At 47.2% G+C, this 25,895-nt stretch carries 21 protein-coding genes; 19 read left to right on the forward strand and 2 right to left on the reverse strand.

Annotation, left to right across the window (positions count from 1 at the left end):
- The first annotated feature begins 25 nt into the window (after positions 1-25).
- The 5 genes from KXD93_RS24935 to KXD93_RS24955 all read left to right on the forward strand — a co-directional run bounded on the left by KXD93_RS24935 (position 26) and on the right by KXD93_RS24955 (position 8,286).
- Positions 26-310 carry a hypothetical protein gene (locus KXD93_RS24935; protein ID WP_258140179.1) on the forward strand — a complete coding sequence of 95 codons (285 nt, stop codon included), beginning with the start codon at positions 26-28 and terminating at the stop codon, positions 308-310.
- Between the two features lie 10 nt (positions 311-320).
- On the forward strand, positions 321-3,560 hold the full coding sequence (locus KXD93_RS24940; RefSeq protein WP_258140180.1) for a type I restriction endonuclease subunit R: 3,240 nt from the start codon (positions 321-323) through the stop codon (positions 3,558-3,560).
- A 313-nt stretch (positions 3,561-3,873) separates the two neighbouring features.
- Entirely contained in the window at positions 3,874-4,053 is a 180-nt protein-coding gene (gene tatA, locus KXD93_RS24945) for a twin-arginine translocase TatA/TatE family subunit (protein ID WP_258140182.1), read from the forward strand.
- Between the two features lie 639 nt (positions 4,054-4,692).
- Positions 4,693-7,509 carry a carbamoyl-phosphate synthase large subunit gene (gene carB / locus KXD93_RS24950; RefSeq protein WP_258140183.1) on the forward strand — a complete coding sequence of 939 codons (2,817 nt, stop codon included), beginning with the start codon at positions 4,693-4,695 and terminating at the stop codon, positions 7,507-7,509.
- A gap of 84 nt (positions 7,510-7,593) precedes the next feature.
- Entirely contained in the window at positions 7,594-8,286 is a 693-nt protein-coding gene (locus tag KXD93_RS24955) for a hypothetical protein (RefSeq protein WP_258140184.1), read from the forward strand.
- Between the two features lie 55 nt (positions 8,287-8,341).
- Here the strand turns inward: KXD93_RS24955 and prfB are convergent.
- Positions 8,342-9,434, reverse strand: a protein-coding gene (prfB, locus tag KXD93_RS24960) for a peptide chain release factor 2 (RefSeq protein ID WP_258140185.1) whose coding sequence is annotated in 2 segments (ribosomal slippage) — positions 8,342-9,373 and positions 9,375-9,434 — 1,092 coding nt in all. Because the reading frame shifts where the segments join, the coding sequence is not laid out codon by codon here.
- A 724-nt stretch (positions 9,435-10,158) separates the two neighbouring features.
- On the opposite strand from prfB, the gene KXD93_RS24965 reads away from it, so the two are divergent.
- Positions 10,159-10,575, forward strand: a complete 417-nt coding sequence (locus tag KXD93_RS24965) for a hypothetical protein (RefSeq protein WP_258140187.1) — start codon at positions 10,159-10,161, stop codon at positions 10,573-10,575.
- Between the two features lie 333 nt (positions 10,576-10,908).
- Positions 10,909-11,247: an avidin-fold protein gene (locus tag KXD93_RS24970; RefSeq protein WP_258140188.1), complete on the forward strand. Its 339-nt coding sequence runs from the start codon at positions 10,909-10,911 to the stop codon at positions 11,245-11,247.
- Positions 11,248-12,002: 755 nt separating this feature from the next.
- Here KXD93_RS24970 and KXD93_RS24975 read toward each other — a convergent pair.
- A complete protein-coding gene (locus tag KXD93_RS24975; RefSeq protein WP_258140189.1) occupies positions 12,003-12,416 on the reverse strand; it encodes a BLUF domain-containing protein in 414 nt (137 codons plus the stop codon).
- A 488-nt stretch (positions 12,417-12,904) separates the two neighbouring features.
- Here KXD93_RS24975 and KXD93_RS24980 point away from each other — a divergent pair, with 488 nt between their 5' ends.
- From KXD93_RS24980 to KXD93_RS25035, 12 genes are all read left to right on the forward strand, one after another.
- Positions 12,905-13,270 (forward strand): DUF1304 domain-containing protein, encoded by a 366-nt coding sequence (locus KXD93_RS24980; protein ID WP_258140190.1) that lies wholly within the window; start codon positions 12,905-12,907, stop codon positions 13,268-13,270.
- Positions 13,271-13,562: 292 nt separating this feature from the next.
- Positions 13,563-13,805: a hypothetical protein gene (locus KXD93_RS24985; RefSeq protein WP_258140192.1), complete on the forward strand. Its 243-nt coding sequence runs from the start codon at positions 13,563-13,565 to the stop codon at positions 13,803-13,805.
- An 801-nt stretch (positions 13,806-14,606) separates the two neighbouring features.
- The gene (locus tag KXD93_RS24990) at positions 14,607-15,092 is read left to right on the forward strand and encodes a peptide deformylase (RefSeq protein ID WP_258140194.1); all 486 of its coding nucleotides are present in this window, start codon (positions 14,607-14,609) and stop codon (positions 15,090-15,092) included.
- A 632-nt stretch (positions 15,093-15,724) separates the two neighbouring features.
- Positions 15,725-17,722, forward strand: coding sequence for a type I pullulanase (pulA, locus tag KXD93_RS24995; protein WP_258140196.1), 1,998 nt, complete (start codon positions 15,725-15,727; stop codon positions 17,720-17,722).
- A gap of 79 nt (positions 17,723-17,801) precedes the next feature.
- Positions 17,802-18,005 (forward strand): YtxH domain-containing protein, encoded by a 204-nt coding sequence (locus KXD93_RS25000; protein ID WP_258140197.1) that lies wholly within the window; start codon positions 17,802-17,804, stop codon positions 18,003-18,005.
- Between the two features lie 162 nt (positions 18,006-18,167).
- Positions 18,168-19,787 (forward strand): hypothetical protein, encoded by a 1,620-nt coding sequence (locus tag KXD93_RS25005; protein ID WP_258140199.1) that lies wholly within the window; start codon positions 18,168-18,170, stop codon positions 19,785-19,787.
- Between the two features lie 604 nt (positions 19,788-20,391).
- Positions 20,392-21,024, forward strand: coding sequence for a response regulator (locus tag KXD93_RS25010; RefSeq protein WP_258140201.1), 633 nt, complete (start codon positions 20,392-20,394; stop codon positions 21,022-21,024).
- A gap of 353 nt (positions 21,025-21,377) precedes the next feature.
- On the forward strand, positions 21,378-22,016 hold the full coding sequence (locus tag KXD93_RS25015) for an O-methyltransferase (RefSeq protein WP_258140203.1): 639 nt from the start codon (positions 21,378-21,380) through the stop codon (positions 22,014-22,016).
- A 3-nt stretch (positions 22,017-22,019) separates the two neighbouring features.
- Entirely contained in the window at positions 22,020-22,568 is a 549-nt protein-coding gene (locus KXD93_RS25020) for a glucosaminidase domain-containing protein (protein ID WP_258140205.1), read from the forward strand.
- A gap of 106 nt (positions 22,569-22,674) precedes the next feature.
- Positions 22,675-23,520, forward strand: coding sequence for a glucosaminidase domain-containing protein (locus tag KXD93_RS25025; protein WP_258140206.1), 846 nt, complete (start codon positions 22,675-22,677; stop codon positions 23,518-23,520).
- Positions 23,521-23,548: 28 nt separating this feature from the next.
- On the forward strand, positions 23,549-24,337 hold the full coding sequence (locus KXD93_RS25030; RefSeq protein ID WP_258140208.1) for a peptidase associated/transthyretin-like domain-containing protein: 789 nt from the start codon (positions 23,549-23,551) through the stop codon (positions 24,335-24,337).
- 149 nt (positions 24,338-24,486) lie between these two features.
- Positions 24,487-25,887 (forward strand): NHL repeat-containing protein, encoded by a 1,401-nt coding sequence (locus tag KXD93_RS25035; RefSeq protein ID WP_258140209.1) that lies wholly within the window; start codon positions 24,487-24,489, stop codon positions 25,885-25,887.
- Positions 25,888-25,895 lie beyond the last annotated feature (8 nt).

A 25,895-nucleotide genomic window follows, 5' to 3' on the forward strand; every position in this document is an offset into this window, starting at 1 on the left:
ACCTTTATAACCTAAACCAAATTATATGAAACCAGAAGATGTAACCCCGGCCAAATTTCACGTTCACACCATTATTTATAACAATGATGGTTTTTCGGTAGCTTATGGCGTTTGGGAAGACGATAAGTCTAAACGCCTTGCTATGCGATGGAACGGGAATAATGAAGAAATTGGATACCCAAGCCAGGGTGGTAACCCACTTTGGTTTCAGTTGCCTAATGAAAGTATTTGGACAAGTGAAATATTAAGGGCTGTTGATAACATAAATACTCATGAAAAGCGGGTAGAAGATTTGGATTCAAAATTGTAATTTCGGCTTAATGAAACCCATCACCGAAAGCCATATAGAAACTTTCGCCATTGAAACCCTGCGAGAGATTGGCTGGGCCTATGTGCCGGGGATTGCTATAGCGCCTGGTGCGGAGCTGGCGGAGCGTGAAAGTTTTGAGCAGGTTATTTTAACCGCGCGTTTGCGCAAGGCGGTTTCGGTATTAAACCCGGACATTCCGCATGATGCACAGGAACAGGCCGTACAAAAGGTGCTGCGCATTTATTCGCCGGAGCTGCTGCACAACAACGAAAACTTTCACAGGCTACTAGTAGAAAAGGTGAAAATCCCCTATCAAAAAGACGGCTTTGAGCGCAGCTATGAAGTTGCCCTTGTTGATTTTGAAAACGTTTTCAACAACGAGTTCAGCGTAATAAACCAATACACCATAGTTGAAAGGAACCAGAACAAACGCCCTGATGTATTGCTTTTTGTAAACGGCATTCCGCTGGTAGTTATCGAACTGAAAAACCCGGTTGATGAAAAAGCCAAAATGCAGAGCGCTTTTAATCAAATTGAAACGTACAAGGCCACTATCCCGACCTTATTTACATACAATGCTATTTGTGTTATATCCGACGGGCATGAGTGCAAAGCAGGTAGTGTATCAGCAGGCTTTACGCGTTATATGGCCTGGAAAACATCAGACGGTAAAAAGGAAGCATCGCGTTTTAGTCCGCAATTGGAAATTTTGCTGAAAGGGTTGATGAACCCGGCTGTGCTTTTGGATATGGTGCGCAACTTTATTGTATTCGAAAAAACAAAAAAAGTTGACGCGGCCGGCATCACCCAAATAGAAACCGTAAAAAAATTAGCAGCCTACCACCAGTATTATGCGGTAAACAAAGCAGTTGAATCAACCATTACCGCATCGGGCATTAAGGGCGATAAAAAAGGCGGGGTAGTTTGGCATACGCAGGGCTCGGGCAAAAGTTTAAGTATGGTTTTTTATTCGGGCAAGCTGATTACTGCTCCCGAAATGCAAAACCCAACTATTTTAGTTATTACCGATCGTAATGACCTAGATGAGCAGCTGTTTGATACGTTTGCCGATTGCAGGCAATTACTAAGGCAAGACCCGGTAAAGGCAGGTAACAGGGAAGAAATAAAACACTTGCTGAAAGTAGCCAGCGGAGGCATTGTGTTTGCCACGATACAGAAATTTATGCCCGAAAACCAGGGCTCGATATATGAGCAGCTTTCGGAACGCAGAAATATAGTAGTAATAGCCGATGAAGCCCACCGTACCCAATATGGCTTTGAAGCGTCGGTAAAACAGGTAAAAGATAAAGAAACCAAAGAAAAAATTGGCGAGCGCATTGCTTATGGCTTTGCCAAATACATGCGCGATGCCCTGCCAAACGCTACTTATATCGGTTTTACAGGTACGCCCATTGAGGGCACCGATATAAACACGCCGCAGGTATTCGGCCAGTATGTTGACGTTTATGATATAGCCCAGGCGGTTGCCGATGGCGCGACAGTTCGCATTTATTACGAAAGCCGGTTAGCTAAAATAAACCTGGACGAGGAAGGCAAGCGGTTGATAGAGGAATTTGATGAGGAACTGGACAGGGACGAGGAAATTTCAGAATCGCAAAAGGCCAAAGCCCGCTGGACAAAGCTGGAAGCTATTGTAGGTAATGCCGGCCGGGTTAAAAACCTGGCGAAGGATATTGTAAGCCATTTTGAACAGCGCCAAACAGTTTTCGACGGTAAGGCAATGGTAGTGGCCATAAGCCGCCGGATTGCCGCCAACCTATACAAAGAAATTATCGCCTTAAAACCGGATTGGCATAGTGATGATTTGAGCAATGGCGCTATAAAAGTGGTAATGACCTCAAACAGCGCCGATGGCCCTGAGCTGCAAAGGCACAATACATCAAAACAACAGCGCAGGGATTTAGCCGAAAGGATGAAAGACCCTGCCGACCCGATGCAACTGGTTATAGTTTGCGATATGTGGCTAACCGGATTTGACGCCCCCTGCCTGCACACGCTTTATATTGACAAGCCCATGAAAGGGCACGGCTTAATGCAGGCTATTGCCCGGGTTAACCGTGTTTTTAAAGATAAACCGGGCGGTTTGGTGGTTGACTATTTGGGGATAGCTACCGATCTGAAAAAGGCGTTGTCCTTTTACTCTGCTGCGGGTGGTAAAGGTGAGCCAACATTAGACATTACACAGGCCATCAACTTAATGGAAGAAAAGATGGAAGTGGTGCAGCAGTTTTTTAACGAAGAAGCCCGTACCCAAAACGATATTTTAGTGGAGGAGCCGGAAGCCTATTATAAAAACAGCTTTAAGTTTAATTACCGCAGGTTTTTCCATGTATCGGCACAGGAAAGAATGTCGATCATATTACAAGCCGAAGAACATATTTTAGGGTTAAAAGATGGGAAGGAAAGGTTTATACGCGAAGTTACCTTATTAAGTCAGGCATTTGCTTTGTCTATTCCGGATGAAAGCGCCATGTTGATAAAAGATGATGTTGCGTTTTTTCAGGCGGTAAAAGCCCGGCTGGTAAAATTTGAAGGAACGGGAACAGGCCGGTCGGACATTGAAATAGAAACTACCATTAAGCAGATAGTTGACCAGGCCATAAGCTCAGACAGGGTAATTGACATTTTTGAAGCCGCCGGGCTTGATAAGCCGGAGATAACCGGGCTTGAAGTGCTTTCGGACGAGTTCCTGATGGAAGTAAAGGGAATGAAGCATCAGAATTTAGCTTTGGAACTTTTGAAAAAGCTGCTGAATGATGAAATAAAAACCCGCTCAAAAACCAACCTTGTAAAAAGTAAAAAGCTGCTGGAAATGCTGGAAGGGGCAATAAAGAAATATCAAAATAACCTGTTATCAACCGCCGAAATTATCCAGGAGCTGATCAACGTCGCCAAAGAAATTAAAAAAGCGGATGCCGAAGGCGAATTGCTTGGCTTAACAAAAGATGAAGTAGCATTTTATAATGCCCTGGAAATAAACGACAGTGCCGTACAGGTTTTGGGCGACGACCAATTAAAAGAAATTGCCAGGGAAATAACGGATAAAGTAAGAGCCAACGCTACCATTGACTGGACCATTCGTGAAAGCGCAAGGGCCAAACTAATGGTAATAGTAAAACGCACCCTTACCAAATGGGGCTACCCACCGGATAAGCAGGCAAAGGCAATTGAAACGGTGTTGAAGCAGGCAGAGCAAATGGCGGAACTTTTTACCAATCTTCCGCGTTAGCGATTGCCGCGGATACCGGCCTAAATCAGTTGGCAGTTTGTAGTTGGCAGTAAGCAGTCGCCTTGCAGTGGGTTAATGGTTTGCAGCAATTGCGCCTAAGGCCTGCAGCCGTATGAGCAGAAAGCGCGGCCCTCGCTTCTACCGGCGGGGAAACGCCCAGATCCCCTCCCAAAACCTGCTCAACTCAATCAACCTGATCCAACCCAATGCAAGTCAATACCCCACAATAGCAAAAAACTTAATTCCCTATAATTAAAACCATTACCCAATATTCCACGTAGTTCACTAACACACACTTTAAAAACATACTACCATGGGATTAGGCGTACCGGAAATCATTTTGATTATTATAGCTATTTTGATATTGTTTGGCGGTAAAAAAATTCCGGAAATGATGAAGGGGATAGGCAAAGGCATGAAGGAATTTAAAGATTCGCAAAACGGCGAACCAGAACAGGCTGCTACTACTGCTTCGGATAGGCCGAGAGTTTAATGGACATTTGCGCCTTTGTTGGTGTTATCTTCATCGGTGTTCGGAAGATTGTTTAACCAAGCGATTTGTCATTCTGAGCGAGAGCGAAGAACTATCTCTTGAGCTTCACTATGTTACCTATGACAAGTTATTTTACCCTAGGAATGGGTGTCACTCTGAGGCACTCGAAGAGCGACGTGCGCAGTGGCCGGTCCGCGTGCTGAGCAAGGTGCAAAGGCCTTTGCCCACATGCTTCACTTCGAGAGCCTCAGTGCAGGCTTGTGCATGACACCCTTTTTTTGTCATTTCACCTTCAGAATCCAACGGATTTAATATCTCAGAATGACAAAATAGTCTTGTTGTGATCATCCGAACAATACGCTAACAAGGGCGGAAAGCATAACCCTGTAAGCGACTGTAGTGCCACCGCCTCCGGGGAAAGAATGAAGCAACATTTACCAAAAAAATCTCCCGGTCTTCCGGACTTTTCCGACTTCCGGACTCCCCCCACAACTAATTCAAAAAAATGTATAAACATGTTCTCACAAAACGTATCTTTGCACCCCGACAAGAAGAATACCGAATTGCGGAATGCGCGCCACCAATCCCGGATGTTTTAAAGTTGGCATTTCGCAGCGGCTCTCTTGAAAAATAAAGAAGATGCCCAAAGACACCTCCATAAAATCCGTTTTAATTATTGGTTCAGGTCCTATTATTATAGGCCAGGCCTGCGAGTTTGATTATGCCGGTTCACAAGCTGCCCTTTCCCTTAAGGATGAAGGCATCTCGGTTTCCATCATCAACAGCAACCCCGCCACCATCATGACGGACAAGGTTATTGCCGATCATGTGTACCTGCTCCCCCTTGAACCCGAAAGTATCGAAAAGATCTTGCAGGAACAGCATATTGATGCCGTGTTGCCTACCATGGGGGGCCAAACTGCGCTCAACCTGTGTATTGCCTGTGCAGAGCGCGGCATCTGGGAAAAGTACGGGGTGAAGATTGTTGGTGTTGATTTAGCCGCAATCGAGAAAACAGAAAACCGCGAGGCTTTCCGCCAGCTGATGGTGGACATTGGCGTGGGTGTAGCAACCTCAAAAATAGCCAACTCGTTTTTAGAAGGTAAAGAAGCTGCGCAGCAGATCGGTTTCCCGCTGGTTATTCGCCCGAGCTATACGCTGGGTGGTAAAGGCGCAGGCTTTGTACATAAAAAAGAAGACTTTGATGCGGCGCTTAGTCGCGGTTTGCAGGCGTCGCCAACCCACGAGGTATTGGTGGAGCAGGCGGTTTTAGGCTGGAAGGAATACGAGCTGGAATTACTGCGCGACAGCAACGACAACGTGATCATCATCTGCTCTATCGAGAACTTCGACCCGATGGGCATCCATACCGGCGACTCGATCACCGTGGCCCCGGCCATGACCCTGAGCGACCGCTGCTACCAGGATATGCGTAACCAGGCTATCCGCATGATGCGCGCCATCGGCAACTTCGCCGGCGGCTGTAACGTGCAGTTCTCGGTAAACCCTGCCGACGAAGCCATCATCGCCATAGAAATTAACCCGCGCGTATCGCGTTCATCGGCACTTGCATCAAAAGCAACCGGTTACCCTATCGCCAAAATAGCTGCAAAGCTGGCCATAGGTTACAACCTCGACGAAATAGAAAACCAGATCACCAAAACAACCTCGGCCTATTTTGAACCGACGCTGGATTACGTGATCGTGAAGATCCCCCGCTGGAACTTCGATAAATTTAAAGGCGCTAACCGCGAGCTTGGCCTGCAGATGAAGTCTGTTGGTGAGGTGATGGGCATAGGCCGCAGCTTTATAGAAGCGTTGCAGAAGGCCTGCCAGAGTTTGGAGATCGGTCGTGCCGGTCTTGGGGCCGATGGTCGCCAGAGCCGTAACCTGGAAGAGATCATGCACAGCCTGGAGCATCCAAGCTGGGACAGGTTGTTCCACATTTATGATGCTTTAAGTTTAGGTGTGCCGATCGAATCGGTACGTAAAGCTACCAAAATTGACCGCTGGTTCCTGAACCAGATTGCCGATGTGGTGAACCTGGAAAATGAATTGAGGAGATATTCACTGAATAACATTCCTGAAGACTTCCTTTTCACCCTGAAACAAAAAGGATTTTCAGATACCCAGATTGCCTACATATTGGGCAACGTAACCGAGGAGGATGTTTACCAGCGCCGCAAAGCGTTGGGCATGCACCGCGTTTACAAAATGGTGGATACCTGCGCGGCAGAGTTCCCCGCCAAAACACCTTACTACTACTCTACGTACGAGGGCGAAAATGAGTCCATCGTATCTGATAAGAAAAAGATCATCGTATTAGGCTCGGGCCCTAACCGTATTGGCCAGGGGATTGAGTTCGACTACAGCTGCGTTCACGGTCTGCTTGCCGCAAAAGAAGCCGGCTTTGAAGCCATCATGGTGAACTGTAACCCCGAAACAGTAAGTACCGACTTTAACATGGCCGACAAGCTATACTTTGAGCCGGTTTTCTGGGAGCATGTGCGCGAGATCATCGAGCTGGAGAAACCTTATGGTGTGATCGTTCAGCTTGGCGGGCAGACTGCCCTTAAAATGGCGGAGAAAATGCACCAGCATGGCATCAGGATCATCGGCACCTCGTTCAATGACATGGACATCGCCGAGGATCGCGGACGCTTCTCCGACCTGTTAAAAGACCTTGACATCCCTTACCCTAAATATGGTGTTGCCGAAAGCGCCGAAGAAGCTATTGAAGTTGCGCACCAGGTAGGTTACCCGGTGCTGGTTCGCCCAAGCTACGTGTTAGGCGGGCAGGGCATGAGCATCGTGATCAACGACGAGGATCTGGAAAAGGCCGTAGTAAGCCTGCTGAAAAATCTTCCCGGCAACCGCGTGCTGATCGACCACTTCCTTGACCGTGCTGCCGAAGCAGAGTCGGACTCGATAAGCGATGGCGACGATGTACACATTGTGGGAATCATGGAGCACATCGAACCTGCGGGCATCCACTCAGGCGATTCATTCGCCGTATTGCCACCGTTTGATTTGTCGGACAGCGTGATAGCCCAGATAGAAGAATACACCGTTAAAATTGCGAAGGCTTTGAACGTGATCGGCCTGCTGAACATCCAGTTCGCGGTTAAAAACGACAAGGTGTATGTGATTGAGGCTAACCCGCGTGCATCACGTACGGTGCCATTCATCGCCAAAGCATACGACGTGCCTTACATCAACATTGCTGCTAAAGTAATGCTGGGCGCCAATAAATTAAAAGACTTTACCATCGAACGCAAATTATGGGGTTATGCCATAAAAGAACCTGTGTTCAGCTTTGATAAATTCCCGGAAGTAAATAAGGAGCTTGGCCCCGAAATGAAGTCGACCGGCGAGGCTATCCGTTTTATACCCAACCTGCAGGACCCCTACTTCAGGCATCTATACAAAGAAAAATCAATGTACTTAAGCAGGTAGCAAATATTTTGCGCTGCCAAAATTAAAGTTTACCGGTGTTGTTTTCAGCGCCGGTAAGCTATGGTTTCACTTAGTGAATTTGTTTTGAAAGTTAACTTTAAGAATGATAACCGGACCATCAATTTAAACACGATTGACCCGGCTGATATCACCCACATGCTGACGAAGATCCAGCATTCATTTGACATCAGGTTTGAGCAGGAAGACCTCAACCCCATAAAAAACTTCAGCGGCCTTTGCGACGCTGTTGTTAAAAAGATGAAGCTCAAAAACGCCGATGCATGCTCAACACAGCACGCGTTTTACATCCTGCGTAATGCCATCAACTTATCTGTCCCTGCGGATAAAGAGCTAATAAAACCACAAACCAAACTCTGCGACATTTTTCCGCGCGATACCCGCTTGCAGGTAATCGCTGAAATTGAAAAGGAAATGGGCTTTAAAATGAACCTGCTGAAACCAAAAGGATCGGTTGTGTTTATTTTCTCGCTGATCCTTGGCGCATCTGCAATTGGCTTATTCTTTTGGCCTGTTTTTGCCGCTGTTGGGTTGATATTATCGGTAGCAGGCTTAGTGCTGGCCGGTAAATTCGGCAAAGAAATGCAGGTTAAAACCTTAGGTGATCTGGCTGAAAAGATCTCCCGCGAACATTACCGCAACTGCCGCAAAAATGCATCAACCGTCAATCATAACGAAGTGTCTGAAAAGGTAAGGGAACTATTTATTCGCGAGCTTTATTTGGAGCCGGTTGTCGCAACAAGGGGAGCGAAGTATTAATATTTTCAAATAGCGATGGGTTTGAAACCCATCGCTATTTGAAATTGAAGCATCATCAACTCTTCGGCCCGCCGAACTCCATTAAATAGGCTTTCAGGAAATCATCCAGGTCGCCGTCAAGTACGCCGGCGGCGTTTGATGTTTCGTGATCTGTGCGGAGGTCCTTAACCAGCTTATAAGGGTGCAGCACGTAGTTACGGATCTGCGAGCCCCATTCAATCTTTTTCTTGTTGCCTTCAACCGCGTTGCTCAGCTCCATGCGCTTGCGCATCTCCGCCTCATACAACTGCGACTTCAGTAACCTGATCGCATTCTCCTTGTTCTGCAACTGTGAGCGCGATTCCTGGTTCTTGATAATGATTCCCGACGGCTTGTGATATAAACGCACCGCAGTTTCCACCTTGTTTACGTTTTGTCCGCCTGCGCCGCCTGAACGGAAGGTTTCAAATTCAATATCCGCATCCTTTACCTCAATCTCGATGGTATCATCAACCAGCGGGTAAACATACACCGACGCAAACGACGTATGGCGTTTGGCATTGGAGTCGAACGGAGAGATGCGGACGAGACGGTGAACGCCGTTTTCGCCTTTGAGGTAGCCGTAGGTAAAGTCGCCCTCAATTTGCAGGGTAACGGTTTTTACACCGGCAACGTCGCCTTCCTGGAAATCCTGTTCGGTAACCTTGTAGCCATGCTTTTCGCCCCACATAATATACATGCGCATTAGCATGCCGGCCCAGTCGCAGCTTTCGGTGCCGCCTGCGCCTGCGGTAATCTGTAGTACGGCGTTAAACTGGTCCTCCTCAGCCGAGAGCATGTTCTTGAACTCAAGCTCTTCAACCTCTTTTATTGCGGCGTTATATTGCTCCTGCATTTCGGCTTCGGTAGCATCACCCGCCTGGAAGAATTCATAAAGCACCCCGGTATCCTCCACCGTGGCCAATACCTTCTGAAAGGCGTCGGTCCAAACTTTTTTGGTTTTGATGGAGGCCAGCACCTTTTCGGCTTCCTTGGGGTGATCCCAAAAATGGGGGCCAATCGTTATATCCTGTTCAATTTGCAGTGCATCGAGTTTCTTATCGATGTCAAAGATGCCTCCTCAGGGAAGTTATTCTATCCCTTAAATCCTGAACTTGTTCTTTAGTCATGCAGCAAATATAATGGTTTATGGGGAAAAGAGGTGGGGTTAGGGGTGAACTGTGTTTATATGCTGATTAGCGGCGAAACGTGGGACTGTCCGCTGCTTCGATTTTCCTAAATTTTAGCTTTATTCCTACGAAGGTTGCTTCATTCTACCACTTAATGATCCTCCCGCTCATAGCCGCGGAGGCCTATTTCTTTTTTCTTGACAAAAAAAACAAGACCGAGCATAGCGAGATAATGAGCGCCATTAAAAAAACAAACAAAACGCGAATAACATCAAGTCACCAGAAAGGCCTCTTGGCGCACGAGGCCTTTTCAGCACAAATCCGAAAAAACCACGGGCCGGAATCTTTTTGCAGTGAGACCCTTTCAGGCGAAGAACCATTATGCAAAAATTTCCTATGCCCTTTCCCACCTCTTAAGGCCACCTGTTTTTCCGGATTTCTTCCGAGGCTTGTCTGCTGACGGGGAATTCATTTTGGAAACCATAATCTTTTGTACGAGAACTTAAAAACCAAAGCTATTTAGTGTTCGGGTATGCACAAAGCTCTTCCCTCCCCCTAAAATTAGGGGGGGAGGTGTCTCCGCGAGGAGACGGAGGGGGTAAAATCGGGTGTCCCAAAAGTTCACCGCCTCCATCGGTTGAAAAAAACACCCCATTGGTTGAAATTCCCAAATTATCTGTATCACCCGGCCAGTTTACCGCGTAAGGGTGAAAAACCAATTATTATGAAAGCAAGATCTATTTTAATACTGGCCGTGATCCTGGCAAGTGTGAGCGCCTGTAAAAAGGATAAACACAACCCTCAATTAACAGGAACCTACACCGGCATGTTTGATGCAAGACCCGATCATCCTACCAATGGCGCGGCGCAACCCGGTCCGTTTGCAGTGCAGTTGATAATTTCGGGTGATAATTTCCAGTCGGGGCAAAGTGCCGCTTATATCACGGTGGGCGGGGGTGCGGTACAGGCAACCGGCAGCACCCTAAATTTTACCGATCTCGAAGCCTTTCCCGACAATACCTCCATTAATTCAGAAGCGGCCCTGAGCAACAGTTATAGCTATACCCTTAAGGGCGATAGCCTGTTGTTCAGCAAAACCGAGTTAAATGTAACCTATACCTATAAGCTGAAGAAACAGTAAGGGGCGGCCCTGCACGGACAGGAAAGTTCAGGTATACCGCTAATCAGCAACCCCCTGGGTATCCAAAAAGCTCTTCTCTCCCCCTAAGTTAGGGGGAGGTGTCTCCGCGAGGAGACGGAGGGGGTAAACCCGCCTGCAAGTCGGGTGCCCGAAAAGTTCAACTATACCGCTAACCCCAGCAGCCCCTGGGTATCCAACAAGCTCTTCCCTTCCCCTAATTTAGGGGGAGGTGTCTCTGCGAGGAGACGGAGGGGGTAAGCGCGCCTCCAAAGCCCTACGGGGATTGGAGGCACTATTTCGTTGTTTTGTGATTTATACGCTAATTTTACTGACATGATAGATTATAATAACCGATCCTTCTCTACAATTAGCAACACAGACAATGGAGAGACCTCCTCTGAAACAATTTTCCATTATGTGCAAAGTGGTAAAATAATAACGGCCGCATACTCCGGTGGAAAAATTAAGCTAGGGCATTTAATAGGAGTGGTAAATGAAGACGGTGTAATTGATATTAGATATCACCAGGTGAATGAGGAAGGAAAACTCATGACAGGGATTTGCAGATCAGTTCCGGAAGTTCTAAAAAACAATAAGATTAGGCTTCATGAAACCTGGCAGTGGACTTCTGGTGATCATTCCAATGGTAAATCTATAATCGAGGAAATTTAATTATGTAACAATTTGTTAGGGTTGAACTTCCGCCCTCGCGGATTCCTGAAAGTGCCCCCCTTCGACGCTTGCTTAGTGTGCGACAGAAATTATACGCTACTCATGCATTTCTGCAAACCATCGCAGGGTTCTCTGCGAAAGTCTTTCGGAGACAAGATGTAGCTGCACTCTTCCACCTAATAATCCTCCCGCTCATGGCCGCGGAGGCCTAGTTACTTTTGGCTTGATCCAAAAGTAACCAGACCGAGCATAGCGAGATAATGAGTGCCTTAAAAAAACAAACCGCCCACGAATAACATCAAGTCAGCAGAAATGCTTCTTGGCGCACGAGGCCTTTTCAGCACAAATCCCCAAAAGCTGCGGGGCTGGAATCTTTTTGCCGGACTACCTTTTCCAACGCACACCTTTTATGCAAAAATCTCCTATGCCCCAGCCCATCTCTGCAGGTCGGCAGCTTTTTCGGATTTCTACCGAAGCTTGTCTGCTGACGGGGGAAAGCTTTTGCAACCCCAAATCATTTTGCTGAACCAAAAACAAAAGCGGGCAATGGCCTGACAGAAAAGCGGGCCGGGGAGTCTGGCATGCAGCGGGGAAGCTTTTTTCTGTCTTGATTTTTTTGGTCCTTTTTGTATCAAGACAAAAAGGACTAGCCCCCGCGGCAACTGAGCGGGAGGATGCCCAAGTTCATCCAATACAACCCCGGGTTTATACCCACATGCCTGCCAACTAAAAACCGCCAACTTTTTACCCCCCTCCTACATCCTTGCCGTTTTAATAAAGGCGTTTAACATTTTAACGGCCAGGTGCTTGTCCTGGATGTCGTTTGCCGGACTGGTTGCCGGGTCCAGGTATTTTTTGAACGGCGTATTGCCGATGGCGCCGATGGATTTAAAGCCCATGGCCCATTCGGGGAAGTTTCTATTTGCCAGGGGGCCGCTTGCTATTTCGGTGATGCCGCGGTGGCGTTCGTCGAGGGAGATTTTTTTATAGGTTTCCAGTACGGCGGCTTCCTCGCCTTCCAATAACTGGATAAAGTTTCCATCCGCATACAACAGCAGGCCGGTTATGCTGTTGCGGTTGTTATTCCTACTACAGGCTGCCAGCAACTCGATTAAGTCGCTATCAGTAAACCAGTTAACGCCGGCGCTCAGGTATAGTATAAAGTACATGTTTTAAAGTTTTTCCCGGTCTTAATTAACCGGCCACATGGTGTAACGCGGGTAATGCAAAGATCCTGCCTGAGTTAAAACCACCGGACAACCCAAAAAAACTCCCGACGCAAAAGGACTGCTACTACCAACTGCTTACTGCTACTTTTCCAAAGAATGGCATTGCCTGCGGCCCGGGCTGTACGTTCATACGCCTACAGCCCTTAGGCGCAATTGCTGCAAACCATCAACCCGCTGCAAGATCACTGCCCACTGCCAACTACAAACTGCATACTGAACAAAGGCCGGTATCCACTGCCATCCCTAATGCTCGCATCGGGGTTAATAAAAATTCGCCCCCTGCTGTTGCAAATAGCCTCAGCGCCAGGCCATCCTGACCCTTTGACCCTTCCTGCTGCTCCTTACATGGCAATAATTTTTTAGATTGGTGATATTTGTATAATGTTGAAGATTTAACATAATTTTATAAAAATCAACCTTACGCCACCATGAAACTTGTTGCATTAATATTAATAGCCCTGGTTGCTGTTGAACATTTTTATATTTTATGGATAGAAATGTTTGCATGGACCACTAAAGGCCGGTCGACTTTTAAAAGCTTCCCCGCAGAATTATTTGAGCCAACCCGGGGCCTCGCGGCCAACCAGGGGCTTTACAATGGTTTTCTTGCTTCGGGTTTAATATGGGCTTTGCTGATTAATGATCCGTTATGGTCAAAAAATGTGGCGATATTCTTTTTAAGCTGCGTGGTAACTGCTGGTTTATATGGGGGCCTCACGGCCGGAAAAGTAATTTTTATCAAGCAAATGCTCCCTGCTGTTATAGCCCTGTGTGCTGTGATAGTGTGGATGTAAGACGATCATTTGTTTTCTGCCCCTGCTGACGCAAGCGTTTTTCCGCTGCCGCACAGCGTCCTCGCTTGTGGCCCGAGTTTAGGTAACCACGTTGCACAGCAGCACAATTTTTAATTGCCCTACACTCTCCCCACGTAATTATACGCATCCCATAACCCGTGATTTTACCTATAAGAACAGGTACCCGCCCTATTGCCGGGGAAGCCGGGGCAAGCTACCTTCACCTGTACAAAAAGCAATAATTATACAGGCCGGGCAGGGGAACCGCAATCGGCCCCATTAACATACTGTTATGACAACCGCTGTTCAAAACGACTCCCACGGAGTAAACTTTATCAACCAAACCACCATTTACGTGTCGACCCGGTCCCGGCTCAACGACGAGCAAACCCGGGGCATCACCAACGAGCTGCTGCGCATCATCGGAACCACAAACCACACCCACGACGTCACGTTCCGCTTCATCGACGAGGACAACCTCACCCAGGCCCACGCCTCTGTTGATGATAAGCTTCGGGTTTCGGTGAATAATTGAGCTCCTTGCTAATCGCATGTAAAAACCTGGCGCTGAAACCCCTCCCTGTACCCTTCCCGGTGGCTACCGTGTACCAACATCTTTTGTCAGTCATATTTTTCCTGCCCCATAGGGTCTACCGCTTTGTAGCTAATGGGAAGAAAAATGTTTTGCCCCGTAGGTGGCTACCCTTTACCATCATTTCCGGCACGATGCGGGTACGATGGTTACAAATCTAACGGCTGGGTAGCCTCCATGAGGCAAAATCTTAATCAACGTTTTTCTACAAAGCGATAGAGCCTACGGCTCATTGTCATTCGCGTGTTCTTAAAAAATGTGTACACGGTAGCTTCCGGGGAGGCATCCGCACGGGGCCGTCGCTTTCCAAAAGCAATAGGGTTTCCAAAAATTCCTTTCCCTCCGTCAGCAGACAAGCTTCGGGAGAAACCCGGAAAGGCTGCCGGCCAAGAGCGGCGGACTGGGGCATAGGAAGTTTTTGCATGCAAGGTATCAAAGCGACGGGGTCACAAGGCAAAAACATTCCAGCCCCGCAGCCTTTTCGGGTTTGTGCTGAAAAGGCCACGTGCGCAAAGAAGCATTTCGGCTGACTTGATGTTATTCGTGGGCGGTTTGTTTTTTTAAGGCACTCATTATCTCGCTATGCTCGGTCTGGTTACTTTGTATCAAGACAAAGTAACAGCCCCCGCGCAATTGAGCGGGAGGATCATCGGGTTATAATACAAAATACCATTCGAAGCTCAACAGCCGCATTTCAATAACCCGCGTATATCACTATATTACCCCAACTTTCAATCATCAAAAATGAAAAGCCTTTCCCACCTCCTTTTATTAGGCGATCCGCGCTTGTATGAAACCTGCGAACCGGTTTTGCAAACGGAGCTGCCCCTGGTTAAAGACTGGGTTGCTGACCTGGATAATGTTATGAAGGAGATCAGGCTGAAATACAATTTCGGCAGGGCCATTGCAGCGCCGCAGCTTGGCATCATGAAACGGCTTATTTATATGAACATCGACAAGCCCGTTGTATTCATCAACCCTGTATTAAACAACTTAAGCACCGACCTTTTTGAGCTTTGGGACGATTGCATGAGTTTCCCTAATTTGCTGGTGAAGGTAAAAAGGCACCAGTCACTAACCATAAACTACCTCGACGAAAACTGGCACCCCCAGGAATGGAAAATGACTGGCGATTTGTCCGAACTCTTACAACACGAGTACGACCACTTGAACGGCATTTTATGCACCATGCGGGCGATAGATGAAAAATCGTTTAAATGGCGGAGTTGAATTGGATTAAGTTTGCACATGAATGAAGCCACATAAATGGACTTATTGCACATCACATAGGAGCCCCGAAAGCCTATTTAACTTGGGATGGGGTGTCACCCTGAGGTACTCGAAGGGCGACGTGCGCAGTGGCCTTGTCCTCATGCTAATCAGGGCGCAAAGGCCTTTGCCCGCATGCTTCGAGTGCCTCAGCATGACACTCCTTTGTTAGTTCTCCAAAAACTCTTTCCTCCGTCAGCAGACAAGCTTCGGAAGAAACCCGGAAAGGCTGCCGGCCAAAAGCGGAGGGTTGGGGCATAGGAAGTTTTTGCATCTAAGGTATCAAAGCGACAAGGTCACAAGGCAAAAACATTCCAGCCCCGCAGCCTTTCCGGGTTTGTGCTGAAAAGGCCCCGTGCGCAAAGAAGCTTTTCGGCTGACTTGATTTTTTTGGTCCTTTTTGTATCAAGACAAAAAGGACTAGCCCCCGCGGCAAATGAGCGGGAGGATGTATAAGTTATAACACAAATACCCTTCGCAGTTCAAAAGCTGCGTTTAAGCGCCCCGCATTTTTGGCATTATCTCCAACAACTGAATATTATCCTATCTTTACCCCGCAATTATACCAACCCGGTACCCATTTACAACCCATCATGAAAAAGTTTAACCTGGTAATAACCATTGTTTGTATCACCATGCTTGCATCCTTTAAACCTGCGCCCAAGACAGATCTGTTTGCTGATTATCCGGCCTATTCCGGGAACGATCTCGGGGTTAACTATTCGCCGCAGCAAACTGTGTTTAAAGTGTGGGCGCCAAGGGCGATCGAGGTGAAGTTGCGCTTGTACGACGCCGGAAATGGCGGCGAGGCTACCGCAACAACCAATATGACAAAGGGCCTCAATGGCACCTGGGAGCTGGCCATCAAAAAGGACCTGAAAAATAAATACTACACCTTCCAGGTAATGCAGGACGGTAAATGGCTGCTGGAATGCCCCGACATTTATGCCCGTGCCGTCGGCGTTAACGGTGCGCGCGGCATGGTGGCCGACCTGGCCTCCACCAACCCCAAAAACTGGCAGAACGACAAAAAACCGGCGCAAAAAAACTTTACGGACATTGTGTTATATGAAACCCATGTACGCGATATCTCCATCTCCTCAAACTCCGGCATAAAAAACAAGGGCAAGTTTTTGGGCCTTGCCGAAACCGGCACCAAAAGCCCCGACGGCGAACCCACCGGCCTAGACCATATCAAACAGCTCGGCGTAACGCATGTTCACCTGCTGCCTTCGTTTGATTTTAACACGGTTGATGAAACTACACCCGAGGCCAACAAGTACAACTGGGGCTATGACCCGCTGAATTATAACGTCCCCGAGGGAAGCTACGCCACCAACCCCTACGACGGCAATGTGCGGATCCGCGAATTTAAAACCATGGTGCAGGCCCTGCACAAAAACGGCCTGCGGGTGATCCTCGACGTGGTGTATAACCATACCAGCGATACCAAAGGGTCGAACTTTAACCAGTTTGCGCCGGGCTACTTTTACCGCCAAAATGCCGATGGCAGCTACGCTAACGGAACGGGCTGCGGCAACGAAGTAGCGTCGGAACGGGCGATGGTAAGGAAGTTTATGATCGAGTCGGTGGTGTATTGGGCTAAGGAATACCATTTGGACGGTTTCCGGTTTGACCTGATGGGCGTGCATGACATTGAAACCATGAACCAAATTAGCGCCGCGCTGCACAAAATAGACCCCACCATTTTTATTTATGGCGAGGGCTGGACGGCAGGGAACAGTCCGCTGCCCGAAGACCAGCGTGCGGTTAAAAAGAACATGGCAAAATTAAACGAGGTTGCTGCCTTCGGCGATGACCTGCGCGACGGCCTCAAGGGCGGCTGGGGCGACCTGAAAGAAAAAGGTTTTGTTAGCGGCGCCACCGATAAAAAGGAAAGCGTAAAGTTCGGCATCGTGGCGTCGACCCCCAACACGCAGGTAGATTATACAAAGGTAAATTACTCTAAAGCCCCCTGGGCCGCCGAACCGTTTCAAACCATTACCTACGTTTCCTGCCATGACGACAACACCCTGTTCGACAGGCTGAAGATCAGTAACCCCAAAGCCTCAGAAGCCGATCTGATAAAAATGGACAAGCTGGCAAACGCCATTGTGCTTACCTCGCAGGGGGTGGCATTCCTGCATTCCGGCGCCGAGCTTTTACGCACCAAAAAGGGCATCGCCAACTCCTACAACTCTCCCGACAGCATCAACAAAATCGACTGGAGCCGCAAAACAAAATACAAGGTCGTTTTCGATTATTATAAGGGAATGGTCGCCTTGCGCAAAGCACACCCTGCCTTCCGGATGCCATCGACAAAAATGATCCAGGACAATTTAAAATTTATCGAAACCGGGGACACCGGCCTGATCGCCTACAAAATCAGCAACAATGCCAATGGCGACAGCTGGAAGAATATTTTGGTGGTGCTTAACGGCAATACCTCGCCCAAAACAATAAAAAAGCCCGCCGGTAAATGGACTTTGGCGGCTGACGAAAACGGGGTTAACCTTAAAGGAATCAGGACCATTGGCACCGGCGATATAACTATTCCGGCTACATCGGCCTATGTTTTATACCGAAAGTAAGTCGCGTTTGTAACATGTTTTGCCCATCGCCATCAAAATATTATTAAACAATCGCCGTTTTATTTAAAAACTTAAAAACATGGGCTTATTAAAATTCATTATAGTTGGCGCTGCCGTAGGATACGGCATTAACTACATTACTCAAAAAGGACCGGATGGCCGATCCATCATCGACGACCTTGCCGAAAACGCACCGGATTGGTTCGACAAGGCCAAACAATTCGCGGAAGACGCACTTGGAAAAGTCGGCAAAACGGCTGAAGACGTTAGGGCTAATTTTTAAGGCCTGAACAAAACTAGCGATGGGTTTGAAACCCATCGCTAGTTTGCATTTTGGTACGCGCTTAACCCTCATTTCCCACAGCCCCTTTATCCCCCATAAAAACTAAACCGCATAAAACAGCGTTATTATTGTGCACATACCACATGAAATAACAAACGTTAAATGGATTCTCCCGCTTTATTTACCCCAAAGGCTAACTTCTCACGTACCCTTAAATCAACAAAAAACATAAAAAAACACCCGCTTTTAATAAAAGTGCTGGCTGTTATGTTGCTGTCATTCCCTTTTTTTACTAACGCGACGGGCTTTAAGTTCAAGATAAAGAACACTGCAAAAACCAATGTTGCCGTGTTTTATAAGATCAGCAAAAGCTCGGGCAATTTTAAACTGAAGACACTTTTAAAGTTGAAACCCGGCGAGGAAAAGATAAAGGAAGTTTCGTTAGCCAAGGGTGATACCATTGCCTTTTACGGGCAGGACGCCGAGGATGAAACCTCCGTCACCATTAAACGTGATTACACCGCGCTACAGCAAAACGGCGACAAAATAGTGTACGTCCCCATTATCATACCGGAAAAGCAAACGTCGAATTTTGAATCGCTGGAGGGATTGAGCGTAAAGCTGGAGCACAACAAGGTGCTGAACTTTTTGCTGAAGATGGATTCATCGTCCATGAGCAGTCTGTCGATGCTGGAAAAGAACTTTCAGAATGTGTACCCGCTGGGCACCTTTATTTTTGTCGACGTAAAAACAAACCGGTTGTTATTGCCGCCGCTTGAGCCATCGTTCTGGAACAACAGCGAGAATTACCTCACCATCCAGGATAGCCTTTACGCCATGGTGAACAAGGGTAAGAGCGGGATGGCCGGCGCGCAAATGGGCTACTTCGTCGCAAAAATGTTCGACTCATTGCATGTAAACAATACCGCCGAACTCGAATTTAAAGCCAAACTTTCTCTCATCCGCTGGAAGCCATCGCCCGAAGCCGATATTTACCAGGTGTTTAACGACAAGGCCGTGGAAACCTTCCTGCAAAATTGCTACGCCCAAATTGATAACCCCGACCAGGAATACCAGCGCTACAGGCTTTACTTTCTGTCGTCATACGAACGTATTGACGACCTGGAGATTTACGGAAAGCAGTATTATAACTTCGGCAACGAGGCTGACCTTTCACTGGGCGGGCCGGCGCAGGTATTCAGTACCAACCTGGGCGTAATGTATACCAAGAATAAAACGCTGAGCAATTATTATTCCGTTCAAAATGCGGTGCTGCGTACCAAGGCTTATGATTTTACCTCCCTGCTGTTCAACAGCTTTAAGAAGAACGTGCGGAACAAAATTATGGCGGATACCTACGCGGATCAGCACAAAATAATCGCCGCCATTGTTGATGAATACAAAAGCTTGGTGGCTTACAACCCCGACCCGGTAAAGCTCACCCTGCAGGCAGTTGACCCCAAGGATGCCAACCCATCTATAGTGCCTATTGAAACTACGGTAAATAACCTGTCGCCATACAACAGCATGGCTCCTGATACTGCCAAGGCTGCAACCGCAGCTGCTAATAATGACAAGATAGATGCTTACAACAATAAGGTTAGGTTCTTTAACTCGCACCTGAAGGAGATCCATAACTTATTCAAGCAGCTTGATCAAACCGAAAGCGACCTTGATAAGCTCTCGCACAGCAACCCTGATAAGGCATTCAGCAGCACGTCAAACTCTGCCGGATTATTGAAGGAGATTGAAGTGAACAGCCAGATTGTGCGGAAGGAATGATAAAGACATATTGCGCTGCTACATAAAAGCAATCTTCCTGTTTCTCTGCAACAAGACAAACCCTGCGGTTGATCACGGGGGCTGGGGCGCCCTGTTTTAAGATGAATTATACTTTCGATTCCCTTTAACGCGCTATAAAATTTGTGTGAACCAAGTTGTACAATCTTGTACGGGCTTGTTAAAGCAAGATGCTTTTTGACGCATTATATTTGTTATAGAGGTTTTAAGAATTTGGTGGGGACACAGATAAGTACAGGGGCACAAATTATACTTAGTGTTATTTCAGCAAGCTCACCGGCAGGGTTTCCATAAACGGATGCCCTGTTTTTTTATGGTCACCCGTGAAAATGAAAACTTCTCCGAACTTCCGCATACAATGAGGCTCCTGTATAAAACCACTGAATTCAACCGAATTTTCAGAAAAATAAATACTTGTTTTCCTTAACTTTATCATACTGGCCTGCCGTAACTTTATAGTCGGCAAAACCTTTAATGCGCCGGCTCCGTAAACCTGTAACAAGCCTTATACATGGCTTGATATTTTACATATGAAATCAACCTAACCGGCCTGCTCCGGGAATGATTTTGAACCAATTTATAGACCATGGAAAACATAAACGTTGCGGTGGTTGACGATCATAAACTGTTCCGTAAGGGCATTGCGGAACTTGTAGCTAACCTTGAGGGTTTCACCGTGCTGTTTGAGTGCGGCAACGGCGACGAGATGAAAACTCAAATGTCAGCCAAAATCAAACCTGATATTATTTTGCTGGATATTCATGATGGAAACCAGGACAGCCTGGCTACTGCCACCTGGCTTAAAAAGCAATACCCATGCATCCCCATTGCCGTACTGGCGATGATTGAAAAGGACGAAACCATTTTATTAATGATCCAACTGGGCGTAAAGTGCTACCTGTGTAAGGATTTCGATCCCGGTGAGCTGGAACAGTCATTACGCAAGGTTGCAGCCGGAGAAGTGTGCATTCCGGAGTTCGTGATAAAGTTGTTATTAAGCACCTACAACAAGCCCATGCAAACCGTACTGAACGTGCGCGAACATCAGTTTATACAGCTATTGAGCACAGAGCTCACCTACGCAGAAATTGCCGCTCAACTGCACATCAGCAAGCGCACTGTTGACGGGTACCGCGATACGCTATTCGAAAAACTGAACGTGAAAAGCCGGGTGGGCGTGGTGTCGTACGCGCTTAGACATAAGTTGATAGAATTGTGAGGGTGTGTTCATGGTGGATGGTTCATAGTTCATGGCTGGGGAAAGTAGGAGGAGGTAGTAGTAGCAGTATAAATTTCCCCTATTTCTTTACTGTTTGCGCAAGAGCGGTCGTCTCCGGGTGAGTCCGCTCTGTGCGATATTCACGCCATAAAATCTCTTCTCCTATCATCCTTTCATCCCTAAATCAAGCACATCACGGTTCAAAATACGCCATAAACTCACGCCATCTCATTAATAAAGCCTTTGCACAACAACGTAATAATCAATCAATTACGCAATAAACCGTTCGCTAAACCCCCAAATAATCAGCAAAATCCTTGAATCATAAAAATCAACGGTTTATCTTTGCACCCATGGACATTCTACCCAATGACCTGCAAACGTACCTTGATGAGCACTGCGAGCCGGAGCCGGAAGCCCTGCAAAACATCAACCGCGAGACCTATTTAAAGGTGTTGCGTCCGCACATGTTGTCGGGCCATTATCAGGGTCGGGTGCTTAGCTTTTTGAGCAAAATGGTGCAGCCGAAGCACATCCTGGAGGTGGGCACCTTTACCGGCTATGCCACCATTTGCCTTGCCGAGGGCTTAACTGATGATGGCATTATCCACACCATCGAAGTTAACCGCGAACTGGAAGAAATGCTTAATTCACATTTTAATTCCACAAATGTTGGCAAAAAAATAAAGCTGCATTTCGGCGAGGCAACGGCTATAATCCCTGAAATTCAGGCAGATAATTGGGATTTGGTATTCATTGATGCTGATAAAAAGAATAATTATACCTATTTTGAACTCGTATTCGAAAAAGTAAGGTCCGGAGGATTAATAATAATTGATAATGTTTTGTGGAAGGGAAAGGTGTATGGCGAAGAAAACGACGCCGATACGCAACTTATCCGTGAACTAAATGACCGCATTTCCGTAGACAGCCGTGTAGAAAAAATGATTCTGCCCGTGCGCGATGGATTGCTGGTCATCAGAAAAAAGTAAATTATGAAAAAACTCGTACTAGTTACCCTGATGCTGGCTTCAGCACTATTTGCTACTGCACAAAAAAACACCCCAAAATCATACATTGAACAGTTTAAGGACGACGCCATTAGAATAATGCACGAAACCGGGGTTCCGGCAAGTATTGTTTTGGGCGTTGCCATGCATGAGTCGGGTTGCGGCAACAGCACACTGGCGCAAAACCTCAACAACCAGTTCGGTGTAAAGGGCGGCGGTGGCGCCGTTTTCTACAAGCACAAAAAGAAAGTAACCACAAAATACAAGCGCTACGAGTCTGTTTATGATTCGTTCCAGGATTTTGCCCGCATCATGACGGAGCGCGCCCAATTCAGCAGCCTTGCTGATAAGTTCACACACTTTGACTATACTGGCTGGGCAAAGGGCATCCAGAAGCATGGCTACTGCAGCAGCCACAAATGGTCGGCCCAGGTGCTGAGCATCATCAAAAAATACCAGCTTTACAATTTCGACGAAAACCCGGCTACTCCTGCGGATACTTCGAACCCGTCGCAGCTGGCCCAAAATAACTAAAAAGCACAATAATAGCGTTTAACGTAACCTCCTGAACCTTACCTCCGTTAAAAGAGATAATCCCCGGCTTGATTTGGCCGGATATTATTTGATTTATTATTGAAGGATGAGGAAATTCGTATTTTTATGTATGGGCCTGGTTTTATTCACCGCATGTTCGGCGCGCAAAACCTCAGTGGGAAGTCGAACGGCCCGCAAAAACAACAAAAGCGTTCAAAAAGCTAATAGTAACGCCATCGCTAATTACACGCCGCTAACATCATTACAGTATATTGATAAGTATAAAGACATTGCCATAAAGGAAATGAACCAATACGGCATCCCTGCGAGCATTACGTTGGCGCAGGGCATGTTTGAGTCAGGAAGCGGCAACGGCGAGCTGGCCAGGGTTGCCAATAACCATTTCGGCATAAAAACCGGCTCATCATGGACGGGCAAGGTTTATTACAAGGATGATGACAACCCCAACGATAGCTTCCGGGTTTATGATTCGCCGGAAGATTCGTTCCGGGATCACTCCGTCTTCCTGCAAAAGAAAAATTACAGCAAGCTTTTTGAACTGGATAAAAACGATTACCAGGGTTGGGCATACGGACTGAAAAAGGCAGGCTATGCCACCAATCCAAGGTATCCGCAACTGTTGATCGGGTTGATCCAGAAGTATAACCTTAACCAATATGATGCCCCCGAAGGTGAGGTCTCCAAAATAAAACGGGTCGACCGCGTGTTTACGCAGATAGACAAAAAGGAGGAAAAGGCCCAAAAGGATTCGATACAAGCTACCCCCGCAATTTTACCGGCACCGCCGGATAAAACTTATACCATTAGGCAGGGCGATACACTATATAACATTTCCAAGCGTTTTGGTTTGACTGTTGACGACCTGAAGGCACTGAACAACATGGCTGATAACAATATTAAAATTGGCCAGAAGATTGTAGTGACTAAGTAGGCCTGTTAATTTTTGTTAAATAGTATACTTGAAATTGACCGAAAGCTGTAGTTTTAGTGTTGCAATGAAATGGGGTTTGGTATTTTGCTTCCTGGTCGTAGGGTTAAAATGTTTTTCGCAGGACAAAACGGTTGCGGGTATTGTATTTGACCGTGACACGAGGGACCGCATTGCCACCATCAGCATTCATAACATCACCACAGGCGCCTCTGCCTATGATAACCTGAAGGGCGAATTTAAAATCGACGCCGCGCCGGGGGATTTCCTGGTGTTCACCAAATTTGCATATTACCCCGATACCGTAAAAGTTTTAAGCGATGCGCCGCTAGCCATTTATATGGCCCGCACGGCTATTGTGCTGAAGGAGGTTACCATACATGATACAGTGCTCAGCCCGCTGATGCGGATGCACGCCAGTAAGCAGGAGTTTAGCAAGGCATATGGCTCATTGGCATATAGCGACTTGTTAACCAGCCCATCCAGCGGCGGCGCAGGCCTGAGCATTGATGCCCTTTGGAACGCCTTTAGCCGCGAAGGCCGCAATGCCGAGAAGCTGCGCGGAGAAATTCAGCGCGATTACGAACAAAACACCATCGATGCCCGCTTTAACCGCACCTATGTGGGCAAAATTACCGGCCTGCGCGATGCAAAGCTTACCGCATTTATGTACCGGTACCGCCCGGGCTATTACACCACCAAAACCGCCAGCGAATATGAGTTTGTGGCCATGATAAGGGCAAACCTTCGCCGGTTTATGCGCAACCAGCGCAATTATACGCTGCCCGCCCTGGTAACCCCTCCGGTTACCAATAATTGATTTTTGGCCTTTGCAATGTATCATTGCTGTTAATAATTGTTAAATTTTTTAACTTCTATAATATGAATCATATAATTGCAGTTCATTTAAATAAAACTGTTTAGCGCAAGCTGCATGGAATAAATTTTACACCCTTTATCTTTTTTTGCATGAAAAACCCCTATTTCCGCAAAGCATCACTGTCTGCTGTGCTTTTATCACTTGTTTTTTTAACCAACAGCTGCAAAAAAACCGCCAGCACCACAACAACTTCCGCCTTGCCTACTATTACAACGGTGGGATTGATCATCAACCTTACATCAACTACAGCGCAAAGCGGGGGAACCATTACCAGCATCGGCGGCTCATATATAACTGAAATCGGCGTCTGCTACAGCTCAACCAATAAAGCGCCCAACACCTTAGATAATAAGGTAACCACAACATTAACGTCAACGGCAACAATACCTGTTACCTATGCTACTGACTTAACCGGACTAACCGCCAATACCACTTATTATGTACGCGCTTATGCCATCAACAGCGGCGGTATCGCATATGGGAATGCCGTTACCTTTACTACCGTTGCCAGCCTTAGCGGTGTTAGTACAACAATAAGCACACTTGCCGGTAACGGCGCGGCAGGCTATGCCAATGGTTCGGGTTCAGCCGCCCTGTTTAATTACCCGATGGGCATTGCTACTGATGCCTCCAACAATATTTTTGTTGCCGATTCATACAATAACCGCATCCGCTCACTTACTACGGGTGGTTTAGCAGGCACTATTGCCGGTAATGGAACACCTGGTTACAGCGAAGGCGCGGCGTTAACTGCCGAATTTTATGGCCCAAGCGGCGTTGCCGCTGATGGTTCAGGCAATATTTACGTTGCCGATTTTGGCAATAACGTAATCCGCAAGATAACCGCAGCAGGCGTGGTAAGCACCTTTGCAGGAAATGGAACCGCCGGTTTTGTAAACAGCACTACAGCTGCTTCTGCCGAGTTTAACAATCCCGCCGGCGTGGCGGTTGATGCTTCAGGAAATGTTTATGTTGCCGACCATGGCAATAACGCCATCCGCAAAATAACACAAGCAGGCGTTGTTACTACACTTGCGGGCGTTAAGACGGCTGGATATGTAAATGCTACAGGAACAGCCGCTTATTTTAATAACCCAACCGGTGTTGCTGTTGATGCCGCAGGCATTGTTTACGTTGCCGACCTTGGCAACTCCGCCATCCGTAAAATTACTGCCGCAGGCATAGTTACTACCATAGCGGGCGGCCCTACGCAACCTACTTTGCTTAACCTGCCCGTTGCGCTTGCGCTTGATAAGCAAGGCAATATTTTTATTGCTGACGAGGGCGGCCGCATCCTGGAATGCACCACCTCGAATGTATTATATACATTGGCAGGAACGGTTGGCACTACAGGCCTGGTAAATGGGGCCGGCACAACTGCGCTATTCAACAACCCACAGGGAATAGCTGTTGATTCCAACAACAATATTTACGTAAGCGACCAGGATAACAGCAGCATCCGTAAGGTGGTTGTTGTTAAAACACCATAAGAAAAGAG

Origin of the sequence: Mucilaginibacter phenanthrenivorans (genome assembly GCF_024721155.1) — a bacterium.
Taxonomy (GTDB): domain Bacteria; phylum Bacteroidota; class Bacteroidia; order Sphingobacteriales; family Sphingobacteriaceae; genus Mucilaginibacter; species Mucilaginibacter phenanthrenivorans.